Here is an 18,242-nt window from a genome sequence, read left to right as displayed (position 1 = left end):
ATCGCCAATATTCGCCATGATTACTTGCATAAAATCACCACCGCGATCAGCAAAAACCACGCCATGATTGCTTGTGAGGACTTAAAAGTAGCCAATATGTCGAAATCTGCAAGCGGTACGCTAGAAAGCAAAGGGCGTAACGTCAAAGCCAAGTCAGGATTGAATAAGTCAATCCTAGATCAAGGCTGGGGCATGATGATTGATATGTTGGAATATAAGCAGCACTGGACAGGCGGGCTACTTGTCAAAATAAACCCACAATACACCAGTCAGACCTGCTCCCAATGTCAGCATATTACCAACGAGAATAGACAAACCCAAGCTAAATTTGAATGCGTCAAATGCGGGTATAAAGCAAATGCTGATGTGAATGCAGCTAAAAATATTCTTGCGGCAGGACATGCCGTGTTGTCTGTGGAGGGAGGATGCAGTAAAGGTCGCCCGTTGAAACAGAAAACAAGCGACCTTCGTGAGAAAGTCGCCTAAGAGCATCTGCTTTTAGAATCCCCCACTTGAGCTTGGCGAAAGTGGTGGGAGTGTGTCAACGAATATCATTGCTAGTATGCTTGACACCTCTGACCGTCATTGAGTGCTGATTCAATAATGAGATGACTGGTTGTCGATAATTAGCAATACTTAAAGACTTCAAAGTTAAAAAAGCAGTACCTAACTAGTAAAAACTCAGTAATAATTTTAGAAAAAGGATAGGCGGTAATGAGTGAGCAGTCATCAGAGCAAAACATGGATAAGCTAAATCAAGCCATCGCAGGGGCTAACGATACTGCAACTGAAAAAGCATTTTTGGACGATATTCGCCAAAGTATTGATACAGTAGACTGCGAAATTCAGACACTGATTAATAACCGTGCCAAGTTGGCTCAGCAAGTGGCCGCAGTAAAGAAACAGCACATTGTCAATAACCCAACTGCCGACAATAGCAATCCTATTTTTTATCGTCCTGAGCGTGAAGCGCAAGTGCTAAAAGCGGTGATGGAACGCAACACAGGTCCGATCGCTGATGACAAAATGGCGCGGTTGTTCCGTGAAATCATGTCGGTCTGTCTCGACTTAGAGGCACCGCAGCGCATTGCTTTCTTGGGACCAGTAGGTACTTTTACTCATGCTGCTGCGCTCAAACATTTCGGTAAAGCCGCTGATACCGTACCACTGACCACCATCACTGATGTATTCCGTGAAGTTGAAGCAGGCACAGCGATGTATGGTGTGGTTCCAGTCGAAAACTCGTCTGAGGGTGTGGTTAACCATACGTTAGATGGCTTTTTGTCTTCTACCTTAAAGATAATTGGAGAAGTTGAGCTGCCGATTCATCAGAATTTCTTGGTCGCTGAGCATACCAAACTTGATGGTTTAAGCCGTATTTACTCGCATCAGCAGTCACTAGCGCAGTGTCGTCATTGGCTCGATGTCAATTACCCGAATGTCGAGCGCGTGGCGGTATCGAGCAACGGCGAAGCTGCCCGCCGCTTGAAAAATGAATGGCATTCAGCGGCAATCGCAGGTGATGTGGCTGCTGCAGAATATGGCTTGCATAAGCTATATTCAAATATCGAAGACAACCCGAGCAATACCACGCGATTCCTTATCATCGGTCATGAAGCGATTGCGCCATCAGGTCAGGATAAAACGTCTATCGTCGTATCAGCACATGACAAAGCAGGCGCATTGATCGAGATTTTGAAGCCTTTGTCTTATCATGGCGTGTCGATGACCAGTATCGAAACCCGTCCTGAGCGTCCGAATAAGTGGGCATACGTGTTTTTCATCGATATGAATGGTCATATTGACGATCCAAATGTCAGCGCTGCTATCGCTGATATCCGTCCATTGGTAAAAGATGTGCGTGTTCTAGGTTCTTATCCAAAAGCAGTGCTATAGTCCCTCTACTGTAAAAGAGTCATGGCGTTTACCTCGCGTGAAGCATCACATAATCATCTGCACTCGGTTGCCTTGGTTACCCTTGACTCGCTCTGAAATTGAACCAACGATATAACGCCGAATGGGTCACATCACTTGCCAAAATCATATCTAAGGATAAATCATGCCGTCATCTCATTCAGTAGAGTCAAATTTATCACCGCTTGTACCTGCCTACGATAGTATTTTAGAGCTGGTGCCTTATCAAACGGGCAAGCCGATTGAAGAGTTGACGCGTGAGTATGGCGTCTCAGATGTGGTAAAACTTGCCAGTAATGAAAACCCAAGAGGCTACTCACCGCACGTCACGCTAGCGATTACTGAGCAATTGGGTCAGTTGGCACGTTATCCTGATGGCAACGGTTACTATCTAAAACAAGCGCTGGCTGACTTCAATGATGTCAGTGTGGAGCAGATTACTTTGGGTAATGGCTCTGACGATTTGCTTGATATTTTAGCGCGTAGTTTTGCTGGTGCTGACGATGCTATCGTTTACAGTCAATATGCCTTTATCGTTTATCCAATGTTGGCTAAAATACAAGGGGCGACAGGTATAGAAGTGCCTGCCCATCGCTTTGGTCATGATCTAAAAGCGATGAATCAAGCGGTTCAAGACAACCCCAATACTAAAATAGTATTTATCGCCAATCCTAATAATCCAACTGGCACGCAGCTTGAACCTCAAGAGTTACGAGCATTTATGGCTAGTATACCAAGCTCGGTATTGGTGGTATTAGATGAGGCGTATATCGAATATAGCCCTGAGAGTAATAATCGGGCGTTGTTAGATGAATTTGATAATGTCGTCATCGTGCGCACTTTTTCCAAAGCTTATGGACTGGCGGGTTTACGTGTCGGTTATGCGCTTAGCTCAGTGACTGTCGCAGACTTACTCAACCGAATCCGTCAACCATTTAACGTGAGTAGAGTGGCTTTAGCTGCGGCTGCGGCTGCACTTGCTGACTCAGACTTTATTGAAAAAACTCGTCTGATAAATGATGAGCAAATGCGCTGGTTAGAAAAGCAATTTGACGCGTTAGGGTTGGGTTTTATTAAGTCTCATGCCAACTTTATTATGGTAGAAATAGCCGTTGAGATGGAAGACATTACCGCTGCTTCTATTCATCAAGCATTGCTAGAGCAGGGTGTTATCGTCCGTCCATTAGAGAGCTATGGCTTACCTCATTGGCTGCGTATCACAGTAGGGGTGGCAGAAGAAAATATGCGCCTGATTGATACACTGCGCTCAATCTTGACTGATAGTTGATAATAAGTATGTTAGGTCGTTTTGGATAAGTAAGTAAATAATTTATTAATCATTTTTCTGACGCTAGTTTGTTTAACGAGAAAAGCCGTGAGTCCCCAGCAAAACAATATAAGCAATCAAAACAATAATATGCAGTCTATGAATACTCAGCCGCCGTTATTTAAACAGATTTGTGTGATTGGTCTAGGGCTTATCGGTGCAAGCCTTGCCCAAGCCATTAAAGACAATGGTTTGAGTGAGCGCTTGGTGGCGGTTGATAGACATACACCAAGCATCGACGAAGCCATTCAGCATGGCTTATTAGACGCTGGTAGTGCTGTCTTAAGTGAAGTAGTGTTTGGTAGTGATTTGATTGTTATCGCCGTACCAGTACAAGCGGTGCACGCCGTATTTGTCGATATCAAAGCAGCGATGGATAATGGACAACTTGCCACTGATTGCATCATTACTGATGTTTGTAGCACCAAGGTCAATATCATTGACGCTGCCAAAGCCGTCTTTGGCTCATTGCCTATAGGTCTTGTTCCAGCGCATCCAATTGCGGGTGCAGAGAATTCAGGATATCATGCCAGACGTGCGACATTGTTTGTTAATCATAGTGTCATTATCTGCGAGCTACCAACGACCCATAATAGCGCCATTACCAAGCTTCGGCAGTTATGGGAGGCGGTGGGTGCAAACGTTATGTCAATGGATGCCGAACACCACGATCGCATATTGGCGCACACCAGTCATCTGCCACATCTGCTTGCCTTCAATTTGGTTGAGCAATTGGCGAGCCATGATGACAATTTAGATATGTTTCGTTATGCAGCCGGAGGCTTCCGCGACTTTAGCCGCATCGCTGCCAGTGATCCTAAAATGTGGCACGATATATTTTTTGCCAACGAAAGCGCGATTGTTAGCGCCCTTGATGAGTATGGCGTTTACCTACAGAATATGCGTCAGCTTATCATCGATAAAGATTCAACCGCCCTGATGGGACTTTTGGGCCGCGCGCAAGCCGCACGGCGACATTTTGGCCATATGTTAGCCAGCACCCCTTATACGGATACTTCTGCCATGTCAGCTTCTTATAATATTACTCCTAGCAATACTGTATTGGGCACTATTGCCATTCCTGGTGACAAGTCTATCTCGCATCGCAGCATTATGCTGGGTAGTCTTGCGACAGGCGTGACCAATGTCACTGGATTTTTGGAAGGGGAAGATGCGCTTGCCACCTTGCAAGCATTCCGTGATATGGGCGTGACCATTGAAGGGCCTGATAATGGCAAATTGACTATTCATGGCGTGGGTATGAACGGTCTGAAACCGAGTAAAACACCATTGTATATGGGCAACTCAGGTACTAGCATGCGCCTGCTGGCTGGTATTTTAGCGGCGCAATCATTTGGCAGCGTGTTGACAGGTGATACCAGCCTGAACAAGCGCCCAATGGAGCGTGTGGCCGCACCTTTACGCAAGATGGGCGCAGTCATTCAAAGTACGGGTCATAGTGGTACAGCGCCACTTAGTATCACTGGTCGAGCGACTATCGGTAAGCCATTACAAGGTATCGATTATGAGATGCCTGTGGCTTCTGCGCAGATTAAATCTTGCTTGTTGCTGGCTGGACTTTGGGCAGAAGGCACCACAACCGTTACCCAACCGGAAGTCAGTCGTGACCATACCGAGCGTATGCTTTCAGCTTTTGGTTATCCAGTAACGGTCGATGGCAACCGTATCAGTGTAACCGGTGGCGGGCAACTCACAGGTGGTGATATCGCTGTCCCTGCTGATATATCCTCTGCGGCATTTTTTATGGTCGCTGCTGCGATCAGCCAAAATAGCGAGCTGACCTTGACGCAAGTAGGTATTAATCCGACACGCACGGGTATTATCGATATCTTAAAATTAATGCAAGCAGATATTAGCCTAAGTAATGAGACACATGTGGGCGGCGAACCAGTCGCAGATATCACTATTCGTAGCTCAAACCTAAAAGGTATTGATATCCCAGAATATTTAGTACCATTAGCGATTGATGAATTCCCAGTATTGTTTATTGCTGCTAGCTGTGCGCAAGGTCGTACGGTGTTGACTGGTGCCAAAGAGCTGCGCGTAAAAGAGTCTGATCGTATTGCAGTTATGGCAGAAGGATTACAAACACTGGGTATTGATTGTACAGTGACGGAAGATGGTTTGATTATCGAAGGTAAAGGCATTGAGGGTCAAAATAGCAATATCAATAATAGCCAGCCTGTCTTTGGTGGCGGTCATATTACCTCGCATCATGATCATCGTATTGCCATGAGTTTTGCAATTGCCAGCTTACGTGCATCCAAGCAAATTACTATTGAAGGTGTTGAGACCGTCAATACCAGTTTCCCAGGATTTGCAGAGCTTGCCAATCACATTGGAATGTCTATTAAAGTTGATAATGCTGCGGTTTAATACCACAAACTATATTAACTTGCTGAATAGTGTTATTGGCTTTTGCAACACTGAGTTTTAAAGTGCTGACTTGTAAAATGCTGGCTACAGCATTCAATAAAGTCTAAAAAGTTGCTCATTAGCCTTGATGTAAATGTTGTTTTTAAAGTTGTTATCGTTAGCAATGTGTTGATGCCTATATTGGCATGAGCGCATTGCTTTTTAACTTATATCCTATCTGTAGTGACCCTGCGCTTTTGCCATTGAATTGATATAAAAATTAATATGGGGCAAGAGTGCGCTTTGCTCTAAAAAGTTGTACTGTACTATGACCACCCAAAACGTCATCAAAAAACCAGTTACGCCCATTAAAACAACCAGGCGTGGCATCATCACCGCACTCATTGCCTTTTTTATCTGGGGTGGGTTTCCATTATATTTTAAACAATTGGCCGCCTACGATGCGACCGAGATTATCGGTCACCGTATTATTTGGACGTTTGCTTGCTTGCTTATCGTGTTGGTAGTCACCAAGCGCTGGCAATGGATCGATACCTTAAAGAAAAATCCGAGATGGATCGCGTTCTCATTTATATCGGGTTTGATTATTGCCACCAACTGGCTCACTTATGTATGGGCCGTCAATCACGACCGTATTCTCGAAGCCAGTTTGGGGTATTTTATCGGACCATTGGTGGGCGTTGCGCTATCGATGATTTTATTCAAAGAGCGCTTACGTACGCTGCAATGGGTTGCCATCGGTTTCGCCTTATTATCCGTAGTCATTCAAGTAGTTATGATTGGTAGCTTGCCATGGATATCACTGATTTTAGCCTTTAGTTTTAGTACTTATGGCACCATTCAACGGCAGACACCTTTGACGGCAGTCGATGCTATGTTTGTCGAAACAACGATGTTGGTGCCGATTTGCTTATGGTGGTTCTGGCAAGCAGATGTGGTCAGCAGTCAATTGAGTTTTTGGTTTAGTCCGAATATTTGGCTACTAATGATCGCAGGGCCGATTACCTTGATACCGCTGTTATTGTTTAATAAATCTACCAAGCTCGTTGCTTATAGCATTTTAAGTTTTATGAATTATCTGACACCGACCTTTATCTTCTTCTTAGCGGTGTTCTATTATAACGAGCCATTTGATTTACAACGTCTTGCAGTGTTTGGTCTGATTTGGTTTGGTCTGTTATTATTCAGCATTGACTTATGGCGTCATCGCCCTAGTAAAGCGCTAAAAGCCGCGCGTTTGCGTGAAGAGGCGTTGCAGAAAACCAATTAAAAACCTGAGTTCAAAATCTAATTGAAATTTAGTAAACAAGGATGAGAGCATGTTTCATACCGAATCTGATGTGGTATTCGTTAAAGGCTTGACAGTGGAAGCCGTCATCGGTGTTTATGCATGGGAGCGCGCAATCACGCAGCCGCTGCTGATTGATATAGCACTTGAAACAGATATCAGCCGTGCGGCTATCTCAGATGATGTCAACGATGCGCTGAATTATAAAGCGGTTTGCGATGATGTGAGCGCGTGGTGCCAAGCGATTAAAGCTCAGTTGCTAGAGCATTTAGCGTTGCAAATCGCTGATAAGTTGCTTGCCAAATATAGCTGTCATAAAATCACTTTAAGCATTGCTAAGCCCACTGCTATCAAGCAGGCCGATGCGGTTGGGGTACAGATCACGCGTTATGCAACGGCCATTGAAGATAAGCCAGTTGTAAGCAAGGACGATGATGCATAATATGCATAAAAATTTGGCTGATTTGAGTCTTGAAACGCTAAAAAAGCAGACGCCTGAACTGTTGCAAACACAATCTGTGACGGCAGTATTATTGGCTTTAGGCAGTAATTATCAAGCTGAACATTATCTGCCGCTTGTCCGAAAGGATCTAGCGGCGCTAGGGGGAATACAGTTATCTACTGCATTTGAAAATCCTGACTTTACATCGACCGAAGCGCAACCAAAGCCCGATTATACCAATCAGTGCGTTTATTTGCGTTTGGGAGAGCCAATGACACTGCAACAGTTACAGCAGGTTTTTAAAGATCTTGAGGGTGACTGTCATAGGCAGCGTCTAACAGAAGCTCAGACGCCAATAAAAAAAGTTACGATGGATATCGATATTCTATTGATAGAAACGCTATTAATAGAAGTTGTTTCTGATAAAAATAGCCTAAGCAGCAATAAGGAATTTGAAGAGTCTAATTGGATTGTAATGGCAGATCGTTACCCATTCAAAGCGCATGAAAGAGCAGGGGTTGAAGAATTAATTTCAGATATTCCGTAGTTTTATGGATATTTAATATCAATTTTGAATAAAATGGAGTATTAAGAGCTGTACTAGTTAGCATAAAGCTTAACTAGTACAGTTCGTTTTTTACACTGAATCTATCTGTTTATTATATCGTTATGCTTTTTAGGAAATCTATTTTTGATATTTGATTATTAAAAATTGTTTGTTTTATTAACATCCCAAATATGCTCTACGTAGAATTTAAAATGATACTTTCTACCTTGAAAAAATACTTGATAACCTAGCCATCCATAAATCTGATTCTACACCACTACCTAGGGAAAAACTATGTAAGGGCTGAGAAGGGTCTTTAATTTCCACCTTAATCACATTCATTTGTCTTGTGCTGGATTGATTTGTGCTGACTTGATAGTAGCTAATTATATCACTGTAATCACATATGGTGATATGAGGTTCACTACTGGGATTAATAGTAAAAACAATTTTTTTAGCATTATCGTCTATTATTATTCCGGATGCTTCATAAGATGGATTAATCCCATTTCTTATAGCCAGTTTCTTATAGTGATCATGAACATTATTATGAAATACCCCTACATTACCTGTGAGATAACGTTTTATTTTATCAAATACAGATAAGCCAATAAAAACGAGTAAAAAAATTAAAATAAATGCTAAAAGTGCTGCACCGGCATCCCATTTTATAAATGCAATATAACCAAATATAAACGGTAATGTTATAGCTATTAAAAATGTTTTTTTGGATAATAAAAATACAATTTTTCTAGCTTTAGGTGGATTGGAAGATTCTGTTCTGATTTTCTATATTGACATTTCGACGCTCATTCAATGTAAAGGTTAGGAAAAGTATTTATGTATTGGAGTATACATATTACTATCTTTGAACAAGAGTTCATACTGAAAATTAGTTTGTAAGCTAGTGGATTGATTAAAAGCTGTGATACCTATAAAATAGAATATCGCTGCAATCGAAGTATTTTATGATTTTGGGTGGAGTGGATAGGAAAATTGCTGTTAAAGGTAAATGAAAACTATCGAAAGATTTTTCTGAAAAAATCTCAAAATAAAAGCTAGGCAAAATGCCCAGCTTTTATCTAACTCACATGGTTTAGCTTAAAAAGCCTTACTGCGCCGTCAAACCACCATCAACGACAAACTCTGAACCTGTCGAGTAGCTTGAATCATCTGACGCCAAGAAGAGCACCATGCCGCTGACTTCTTCGGGCTGAGCAACACGTCTCATCGGAATAGTTTTGGCAAATGCTTCAACCGCATCTTTGGTATCACCTTGCATAATCATCGGTGTGGCGATGACGCCTGGATGAATGGAGTTCACGCGAATGCCATGAGGGGCGCACTCTAATGCTGCCGCTTTGGTCATACCGCGTACCGCAAACTTAGAATCGGTATAACCGATAGCGCCGCCAACCAAGCCATTAATTGATGAGATATTGATGATAGAACCTTGTTTGGCGGCTTTCATGGTTGGAATAACCGCTTTCATGCCTAAAAAGACCGACACCTGATTAATTTCTAGAATCTTGCGATACGCTTCTACTGACGTATCTAAAATAGATTTGTGCGTAGTGATACCTGCATTATTTACCAGGACATCAATTCGACCAAATTTTTCCTGTGTTTCTTTAACGACTTGCGCCCAATCATCTTCATTGGTGACATCATGTTTGATAAATAACGCATCAGCGCCAAGCTCTTTTGCTAATGCGTCGCCTTTATCAGAGTTGATGTCGGTCAAGACCACCTTAGCGCCTTCTGCCATACACAAACGCGCATGCGTTTCGCCCATGCCTTGAGCGGCACCAGTAATAATGATAACTTTATCTTGTAAACGAGCCATGAGTTTTCCTGTTTTTTTAGTTATGAATAATGAAAGAGTATAGGACACAATCGCTAAATACTCCTTAGTGATTATGAAACCAAAAGTGAATACTTGATATTTTTAAATGATAATTTTAAACATAGCATTTGAATAATGCTTTTGGCTGATTTTTTTAAATAATGTGGTGAGGAAGTAATGTACAACGACATATTAAATTTCTGTTTTAATGAGGTGGGTAGTGAGAAGTTTTTTGAGAAAGACATAGCGTTTGATAAATTACTAATAGAGCGATACAGTGATTTGCTTGAGCAAGCAGCGGCGTCAGAGCTATACGAATGGCGATGTAATATTCAGGGTAGGTTGGCTGAAATTATTATATTGGATCAATTTTCACGCAATATTTACCGTGATACGCCAGCGGCTTTTGCCCAAGATGCGATGAGTCTCGCGCTCGCGCAAGAAGCGGTTGCTGCTGGTATATTAGAGGCGCTTGAAACTATAGATGAGCGCAAGTTCTTATTGATGCCTTATATGCACAGCGAATCGAAACTGATTCATCAGCAAGCAGAAAAGCTATTTAAGCAATATACCAATGCAGATACCGTGGATGCTGAGCTTAAACATAAAGTGATTATCGATTGTTTTGGTCGTTATCCGCATCGTAATGACATTTTAGGACGGGTTTCGAGTAGCGAAGAAATAGCGTTTTTGACGCAGCCTGACTCAACTTTTTTATAAATATTGTTTGTCAAATGGCTAGTCAGTAAAGCGCTATTTATCAATTGGTCAAAATAGAAAAAAGAGGCTAAATAGCCTCTTTTTTATTCAGTATCGACGACAGCTAGAAGATTACTTCTGCTCAGTGCCTATCTCATCTATATCGGCACGGCCAATCACATCGATATCCTCTAAGCATAATTTATCATATTCTTTTTTACAAAAGTCAGGATCGATTTTGCACATCGCTGCTTGTAATTGATCGAGACGATTTTCTGATTGTTGAATATGCTCTAGCATTTTAGCAAAAGCTTCAGCCACAGGATCTTGTGAGGATGGGTCGATACCATAAGCTTGAAACGCGGTTTCGCGTGCTGAATGATTGGTGGCTTTTTCATCTATTGGTTTTTTATCTACTGCCTTTTTATCTTTGCCCTTATCTGTAGAAGCAGCTTGCGCTACTTTTTCTTGCTGGTTGGCATCATCGACTTTTTTGACAAGTGGATTGCCCTTTTCATCATGATGGTCTGATATCATTCTCGCAGAACTCCCGACCATGGTCGCACCTGCTGGTACTGCCTTTACTACGACGGCATTTGAGCCAATTTTGGCGCCTTTACCGACAGTAAATGGCCCCAATACTTTAGCACCAGCACCAACGATAACCCCATCTTCCAAAGTAGGGTGGCGCTTGCCATTATTCCAAGAGACGCCGCCAAGCGTTACCCCGTGATAAAGCGTCACATCATTGCCAATCTCTGCCGTTTCGCCAATAACGATACCCATACCATGATCAATAAAAAACCGTCGACCGATTTTGGCAGCAGGGTGTATCTCAATACCTGTGATGATACGTGAGCCATAAGAAATCACTCGCGCCGCCAGTTTTTGTTCATGATTCCAAAGATAATGGGCACCGCGATGTAGGACGAGCGCGTGGATGCCAGGATAAGTCAAGATGACTTCCAGACTATTACGCGCAGCAGGATCACGGTTAAATACCGCATCGATATCTTCTTTTAGGTCTTTTTTGATGCGTGAAAGTGATTTGAATAAGGCAGTTGGCAATGACATAAATTGTCCTATCGTATTTTTGATTACAATCAATTTAGTTATAGCAGCTTTGCAGCACAAAATATAGCGATGAGCGATAAATAAAAACAGACGACTGACAGATAAAATGCCAATCATTGACAATTCATCTAAAGGCAATTATTTATGATTTAGCTATCACTGACAACATATTTTAGCAGCTCAACAACTTGCTCTGGCGTTTGCGCCCAAGCCATTGCCGCCGCATCGACTTCTTTTAGCGGATGGATAATATCTTCAGCATGAAGGGTAATGTACGGCTTGCCTAAAGCCGCGCAGTAGCCAGCATCGAATGCAGCGTTCCACTGCTTATATTTATCACCAAAACGAATGATAGCAATGTCGCACTTTTGAATCATGTTTTTGGTGCGAATCGCATTTACCTTTGATGACTGATGGTCGCGCCAGAACCCATTATCTTCTTTACCGAGTACGTCACCGGCGGCATCACTGGCTTCATGTTCAGTGACTGCGGAGGTAAAGATAATGTCTAAACCTTTGTCTTTCGCGCCTTGCATGATTTTTTGTCGCCAGTCGCTGTGTATTTCTCCGGACAAATAAACGTTCCAATTCATCATCAATTCCTTTTTATTATTGAATCATATCATTTTTAAAACCATAGGATTTGTAAATACTACTGCTGTTATTGCAACAGAAATTCAATGCCAGAAACTTTGCATATTAAAAGCTTTAGTCTTTTGCAAGTTTGGCAATCAAAGCGCTTAATAGCTGATATTCTTTTTGATCAAGCTGTAAGCGTGAGCCCAGTCGTGACAGCCGCGATGGTAATGACTTCAAGTTTTCACTATCGGCTAAACCTCGTTGAACCATCAGTTCAGTGGTGCGATGAGTCAGCTGTTGCAATTGCTGCTGGGTAATGGCGGGTTCATCCCATTGCTGACGTAAATGTACATCGAGCATTGGCTGAGTAGTAGTGCCCAAAGCAGTATCTAAACTATCCGCTGTCTGAGTGTGTGATTGCGCGTAAGCAAAAATAAAGCTAGCGATTACTTGCACGGCTGACGCGACATTGAGTACAGGATAAGCAGGGTTGGCATCGATTTGGATATGATAATCGGCATAAGCCAACTCTTCATTGGTTAATCCACGATCTTCACGCCCAAATAGGATAGCGATATTTGGTTTACTAGCAGTAGCAGCCGATAGGGTATCAGCGTTGCTCGACGCCGACTGTTTATCGATAAAATCAAACATAATCTTAGCAGCTTGCGTGGGTGTCACGACAGGGCGGGGCAAATGACGACTGCGACTGCTGGCAGCAAATACCAATTGGCAATCCGCAATAGCAGATTCTAAAGTAGGTGCAATCAAGGCTGATGATAGCAGCTCGCTGCCACCTGCTGCATGAGACACACTGGTTTCATCAATTGGTAGCTTGGGATCGACAACCGTCAAACGAGACAAACCCATTGTGTGCATTGCGCGCGCTGCTGAGCCAATATTGGCAGGCAAAGTGGTATTAACCATGACGATTTGCACACAAGACAAATAGTCGCTCACCGTATGATGGACAGTAGATGCTGCTAATATAGGGGTAGAATCATTACTCATTATAACCCCAATCTTAGATTGATTTCTTGTTCTGCGCGTTGCAATGCGACGGCGATATTTTCAATCAGTGCCGCTTGCTCGCTGATAAGACGCTCGCGGCAGCGCTCTTGTAATTGGCTGCTCAAGTTCATTAATTGGGTCGTGCCCAAGTTGGCGCTGGCCCCTTTTAGCGCATGAGCAACCTCAAAACCATTGGCATTGTCATTTTCTTGCTGAGCGACTCGCAGCGCACTTACTCGCTGCTGACTGTCAGTGATATACACTTGTATCAAATCAGCAAAGTCTTCTTCTAACAAATCACGCATGTCTTCAAATTGCTCATGATTAATGATTTCTTCAGCTTGGTGAGCCATGTTTTTATTTGGGGTTTCATCCATGGTTTTATGTCCAATTCTAAAAGTTAAAACGGTAAAGGGTTTGTAATAAATACGTCAATGTTCTTCAGGTATTAGGGCGTGTCCTCAATTCAATCAATTACTCTCTAAATGGGCTAAATTTTGTTAAACATCGTCAATAGCTTATCAATATCTCGATATTAACGGCGCTATCTTCCTTGTTTGACGGCAACTTATCTCATTTTTATCACCATTTTTAAAATGAGGATACGCCCTAGCTATAATGGAAATGCAAATTGTCTTCACTAACCATATTCTTTAATTGCTGTAAGTTATCATCGTTGGGGTAGATGCGCCAGTGCTCAGATAGCCCTACGTTAGCGATGCCAAATTCCTCATAAATGCTCAGTCCCAGTGGCAGACAATTATCATTAATGGAGGTGTCGGTATTGCTCAAAGCATTATTGGCATAACTTTGATTAGCACTATTTTGATTCATGTCATTTTCTAGCGCCAATAAATCATTGCCATTTTCATCATATAAACTTCCGCCCATCGCAGAATCGTAGCCACTATTGCCATTAAAGTTGCCACTTTGCTCGTCTTGCTCGTTGTCATGAGACAGTTTTGGTGCCGGAATAATGCTGGCTTGTGCAGACTTGAGTAACGGTTGCAGTCGCGTCAGCAGATTGATGTCGCTGCCATGAATTTTAATACTGATTTTTTTCATCCATCTTAGGCGCGCATCGACCATGCTCATGGCACTATCAAGACGGGCAAATAAACGCCCATCACGCTCACGAATGCTGCCTTTGATGATGACGACTTCATCAATTTTCAACTGTTCTTTGACACGATTGAAACGCTCGGCATAGCAGCTTACTTCCAGCCTTGAAGTGCCGTCATCTAAGATAATGACATTGCGATTACCAAAGTTGGCAATATCAATAATCAATCCGGCGAAATAACAGCTACCGTTATAGCCCGTGTCAGTCAGTTTATCGAGACGAGTGCCTGAGGTATAGCGTTTTAACTCATCCAAGTATTCATTGATTGGATGACCCGTCAAATACAATCCTAACGTGTTCTTTTCTGCTTTTAAACGATGTTTATCACCCCAAATCAGCTCTGGCGTCATAACCAGTGGCGGCGCGGCGACGACACCATCCATTTCACCAAACAAATCCATCATGCCGATTTCACGGTTCTGACGGTCTTGTTCAGCAGCTTGTACGGCACTTGGCAGCTGGCTCATTAATGCGCCGCGAATCTCGTACGCTTCATCGGCTGGTAAATCTGGTCGTAGGGTGGCTGCAAAGTCATCAAAACAACCAGCGTTTATCAGTCCCTCTAAAGTGCGTTTATTAACCTTTTTGATATCAACGCGGCGACAAAAATCATAGAGATCTTTAAACGGTCCTTCACGGCGGCGTGCATCAACGATAGACTCGACCGCGCCTTCACCAACGCCTTTAATCGCACCTAAGCCATAAATAATATTGGTTGGGGTATCGGCAACGAAATGCCATTCACTGCGATTTACCGATGGATTAACCACGGTCAAATCAAAGTTTTCACGGCAATCATTGATAAAGAACACCACGTTATCGGTATTGTTCATATCGGAAGTTAATACCGCCGCCATAAACTCAGCAGGATAGTATTGTTTTAGATACGCAGTCTGATAAGCGAGCACGCCATAAGCAGCCGAATGCGAGCGGTTAAAACCGTAACCGGCAAACTTCTCCATCAAATCAAACACACCGCCTGATGTCGCTTCATCAATACCTTGCTCGGTTGCACCAGTAATGAAAATATCGCGCTGCTTAGCCATTTCCTCAGGTTTCTTTTTACCCATCGCACGGCGAAGCATATCTGCGCCGCCTAAGCTATAGCCTGCCATCACCTGCGAGATTTGCATGACCTGTTCTTGATAAACAATAACGCCATTGGTATTTTCTAAAATCGGCTCAAGATTGGGATGGTCATAAATCACTTCCTCGCGACCGTGCTTACGGTCGATATACATCTCTACCATGCCAGCATCAAGCGGACCTGGGCGATAGAGCGCACACATGGCGATCACATCTTCGATGTTGGTCGGTTGTAATTTCGCCAGATACTTTTTCATGCCCATACTTTCTAGCTGAAAGACGGCAGTGGTCTTAGCATCTTGCAAGAGCTTGTAGGCTTTTTTATCATCTAACGGTAGGTCTTCTAACACCAACGCATCTTTGCCTTCTTTGGCACGGCGCAGATTGATATTTCTGACAGCGGCATCAATCACGGTCAAGTTACGTAGACCCAAAAAGTCAAATTTTACTAGCCCAACCGCTTCAACGTCATCTTTATCAAACTGGCTGACACGGTGACCTTCGTCATCACAATAAATTGCGCTAAAATCTGTGATTCTGTGCGGCGCAATCAATACGCCACCAGCATGTTTACCCACGTTCCGGCAAATGCCTTCAAGCTTAATCGCCATCTCCCACACTTCAGTGGCATCTTCATAATCCATATTGTCAGGATTAGAGATTAAGTCTTTTAACTGTGGCTCTTGCTCTAATGCTTGACTGAGCGTAATTCCCGGTGTTTTGGGAATAAGTTTCGACATTTTGCTGGCAAGGAAGTATGATTTACTTTGCGCGCGTGCGACATCTCGAACTACCGCTTTTGCTGCCATCGTACCAAAGGTAATGATTTGCGAGACCGCTTCACGACCATAGGTTTGCGCCACATAATCAATAACGCGGTCGCGACCTTCGATACAGAAGTCAATATCGAAATCGGGCATGGACACACGCTCGGGATTCAAAAAGCGCTCAAATAATAAGTCGTAATGAATAGGGTCGAGGTCGGTAATATTGAGCGAATAAGCAACGAGTGAGCCTGCACCAGAACCACGACCAGGACCGACTGGTACGCCATTGGCTTTTGCCCAGCGGATAAAGTCCATGACGATGAGGAAGTAACCAGGAAAGCCCATTGAAAGAATAACCTTTAGCTCATACTCTAAGCGGTCATCATATCTTTGGCGAAACTCGATCCAATTATCGCTACGTTTCTCGATGGGGAATAGTTTATCTAGTCGATTATTCAGACCCCGTATTGATTCTGCGCGGAAAAACGATTCAATGGTCTCACCTTCAGGCACAGGAAAGTCAGGTAGTACGTTGATACCAAGCGTCAACGTCACATTACAGCGGCTTGCTAAGCGCAAAGTATTATCTATAACCTGCGGAATATCAGCAAATAGCTGCTGCATTTGTGCTTGGGTTTTAAGATATTGCGCATCAGAATAAGTTTGCGGGCGATTTTGGTCGGCAAGTACGTAGGAGCCTGCGATACAAACCCGCGCTTCGTGAGCATCGAAATCATCCTGCTCTAAGAAACGCACGTCATTATGAGCAATGATAGGAATATGATGCTTAGCACCCGAATGAATAGCCGCTTTAATAAAGGCGTCTTCACCTGAGCGATTGGTACGCTTAATCGCAAAATATAAGCGATCAGCAAATTGCGCTTGCCATTCTATTAGCAGCTCATCGGCTTTTTCTGGCATAGATCCAACCAGTGCCTGACCGACATCTGATTTTTCAGTAAATAAGACAATCACGCCTGCCGCATGCGCTAAAATATGACTGCGCTTGACGACTGGTACACCATGATTGGCATCGTCGGCGCGTCCTTCGGTAAAGCCGAGCGATACGATACGAGTGATGTTTTGATAGCCCTCGTTGTCCATCGCGAGTAGGGTGAGCCGAGTGTCTTCATTTTCCATGATGACTTCACTGCCGATAATGGGCTTGATACCCGCACCTAGGCAAGCACGATAAAACTTCACCGTGGCATACAGATTGGACAAATCGGTCAATGCCAGCGCGCGCTGATGGTCAGCCGCCGCAGCTTTCACTAGCGGCTTGATACGCACGATAGAATCAGTGATTGAATATTCGCTGTGGATGCCAAGGTGTACAAATGCCATAGAAGACTCTTACTAGTACGATCAAAAGCTATAAGCTATCGATAAAATAAAGGATATGTATCCGTTATTTATATGGATGTTCAAAGGTAAATAAGACCTCGATAGCCATGTTGATACGTTTTAAATGGGGTCGTCAATAATAGCATTATTTGCCGTAGACAGCCACTGATTCAAAGGGTTTAATCTGAGTGAGAGGATTTGTTTTTCTTATTTATAAAGGTGAAATTTTGCTGTGTTTTGTCTTAATATTCGATAAAATAAACATTTGTTTTTAGATGGTGTGATGTACTGCTAGTTTTACTATAGTAGATCTTTTATAAAAGTGGTACATTAGTTTTAAAACAAGCGAAAAGTAAAAAGATTATGACTTATTCAGCAGACTTCCGTGCTCAAGTGATTAAAAGTGTCGAACAACAAGATATGAGTATCAGACACGCTTGTGCATTTTATGACATTAGTAAGGCCACGTTACAGAATTGGCTCAAAGACCCTAGTATTAAACTCACTCGCAATAAACCACCCAGTAAAATACCTAACGAAGCTTTATTAAAAGATGTTGAACAACATCCAGACGATTACCTGTACGAGAGAGCACAGCGTTTTGGGTGTAGCAAGTCGGGCATCGAGGCTGCTTTAAAACGCCTTGGTGTCAGTCAAAAAAAAGACCTTGGCGCATCCAAAAGCTTGCCCCATAAAGAGAGCTAAGTATCTAAGCAAACTTAACAAATACATTGCTCAAGGCCTTGCTATTGTATACATGGATGAAAGCGGCTTTGAGTCTGAAACCATTCGTTCTCA

The 18,242-nt window shown here is 43.0% G+C and carries 15 protein-coding genes; 9 read left to right on the top strand and 6 right to left on the bottom strand.

Features of this window, described 5'->3' with window-relative positions:
* The 7 genes from B2575_RS06250 to B2575_RS06220 all read left to right on the top strand — a co-directional run.
* Window positions 1-486, top strand: a 486-nt coding sequence (locus B2575_RS06250; protein ID WP_296240587.1) for an RNA-guided endonuclease InsQ/TnpB family protein, incomplete at its 5' end; no start/stop codon positions are given.
* A gap of 228 nt (window positions 487-714) precedes the next feature.
* Window positions 715-1,896 carry a prephenate dehydratase gene (gene pheA, locus B2575_RS06245; protein WP_198330857.1) on the top strand — a complete coding sequence of 394 codons (1,182 nt, stop codon included), beginning with the start codon at window positions 715-717 and terminating at the stop codon, window positions 1,894-1,896.
* Window positions 1,897-2,059: 163 nt separating this feature from the next.
* The gene (gene hisC / locus B2575_RS06240; RefSeq protein ID WP_198330856.1) at window positions 2,060-3,202 is read left to right on the top strand and encodes a histidinol-phosphate transaminase; all 1,143 of its coding nucleotides are present in this window, start codon (window positions 2,060-2,062) and stop codon (window positions 3,200-3,202) included.
* A gap of 129 nt (window positions 3,203-3,331) precedes the next feature.
* A complete protein-coding gene (locus tag B2575_RS06235; protein ID WP_414707421.1) occupies window positions 3,332-5,638 on the top strand; it encodes a bifunctional prephenate dehydrogenase/3-phosphoshikimate 1-carboxyvinyltransferase in 2,307 nt (768 codons plus the stop codon).
* 307 nt (window positions 5,639-5,945) lie between these two features.
* Window positions 5,946-6,908 (top strand): EamA family transporter RarD, encoded by a 963-nt coding sequence (rarD, locus tag B2575_RS06230; RefSeq protein ID WP_055124102.1) that lies wholly within the window; start codon window positions 5,946-5,948, stop codon window positions 6,906-6,908.
* 49 nt (window positions 6,909-6,957) lie between these two features.
* A complete protein-coding gene (gene folB, locus B2575_RS06225; RefSeq protein WP_198330855.1) occupies window positions 6,958-7,368 on the top strand; it encodes a dihydroneopterin aldolase in 411 nt (136 codons plus the stop codon).
* A complete protein-coding gene (locus B2575_RS06220; RefSeq protein ID WP_244656510.1) occupies window positions 7,358-7,915 on the top strand; it encodes a 2-amino-4-hydroxy-6-hydroxymethyldihydropteridine diphosphokinase in 558 nt (185 codons plus the stop codon). Before folB ends, B2575_RS06220 begins: the two co-directional genes overlap by 11 nt.
* Window positions 7,916-9,026: 1,111 nt before the next feature.
* Here B2575_RS06220 and B2575_RS06215 read toward each other — a convergent pair.
* Window positions 9,027-9,761 (bottom strand): glucose 1-dehydrogenase, encoded by a 735-nt coding sequence (locus B2575_RS06215; RefSeq protein WP_198330854.1) that lies wholly within the window; start codon window positions 9,759-9,761, stop codon window positions 9,027-9,029.
* A gap of 177 nt (window positions 9,762-9,938) precedes the next feature.
* On the opposite strand from B2575_RS06215, the gene B2575_RS06210 reads away from it, so the two are divergent.
* Entirely contained in the window at window positions 9,939-10,481 is a 543-nt protein-coding gene (locus B2575_RS06210; protein ID WP_198330853.1) for a DUF924 family protein, read from the top strand.
* A gap of 111 nt (window positions 10,482-10,592) precedes the next feature.
* On the opposite strand, the gene cysE is transcribed toward B2575_RS06210, so the two are convergent.
* The 5 genes from cysE to dnaE form a co-directional block, all read right to left on the bottom strand.
* Window positions 10,593-11,495 carry a serine O-acetyltransferase gene (gene cysE, locus B2575_RS06205; protein WP_244656511.1) on the bottom strand — a complete coding sequence of 301 codons (903 nt, stop codon included), beginning with the start codon at window positions 11,493-11,495 and terminating at the stop codon, window positions 10,593-10,595.
* A gap of 188 nt (window positions 11,496-11,683) precedes the next feature.
* On the bottom strand, window positions 11,684-12,127 hold the full coding sequence (locus tag B2575_RS06200; protein WP_198330851.1) for a YtoQ family protein: 444 nt from the start codon (window positions 12,125-12,127) through the stop codon (window positions 11,684-11,686).
* 115 nt (window positions 12,128-12,242) lie between these two features.
* Window positions 12,243-13,124, bottom strand: a complete 882-nt coding sequence (locus B2575_RS06195) for an RNA methyltransferase (RefSeq protein WP_198330850.1) — start codon at window positions 13,122-13,124, stop codon at window positions 12,243-12,245.
* Window positions 13,124-13,501, bottom strand: a complete 378-nt coding sequence (locus B2575_RS06190; RefSeq protein WP_045455494.1) for an Hpt domain-containing protein — start codon at window positions 13,499-13,501, stop codon at window positions 13,124-13,126. Before B2575_RS06190 ends, B2575_RS06195 begins: the two co-directional genes overlap by 1 nt.
* Window positions 13,502-13,733: 232 nt before the next feature.
* Entirely contained in the window at window positions 13,734-17,444 is a 3,711-nt protein-coding gene (gene dnaE / locus B2575_RS06185) for a DNA polymerase III subunit alpha (RefSeq protein ID WP_198330849.1), read from the bottom strand.
* 363 nt (window positions 17,445-17,807) lie between these two features.
* Between dnaE and B2575_RS06180 the strand changes: the two genes are divergently transcribed.
* Window positions 17,808-18,149 (top strand): IS630 transposase-related protein, encoded by a 342-nt coding sequence (locus tag B2575_RS06180; RefSeq protein WP_193217041.1) that lies wholly within the window; start codon window positions 17,808-17,810, stop codon window positions 18,147-18,149.
* Window positions 18,150-18,242: the final 93 nt, after the last annotated feature.

It is taken from the genome of Psychrobacter sp. UBA6739, assembly GCF_002453835.1.
GTDB classification, from domain to species: Bacteria; Pseudomonadota; Gammaproteobacteria; order Pseudomonadales; family Moraxellaceae; genus Psychrobacter; species Psychrobacter immobilis_A.
This window is presented reverse-complemented; position numbering and strand designations above follow the sequence as displayed.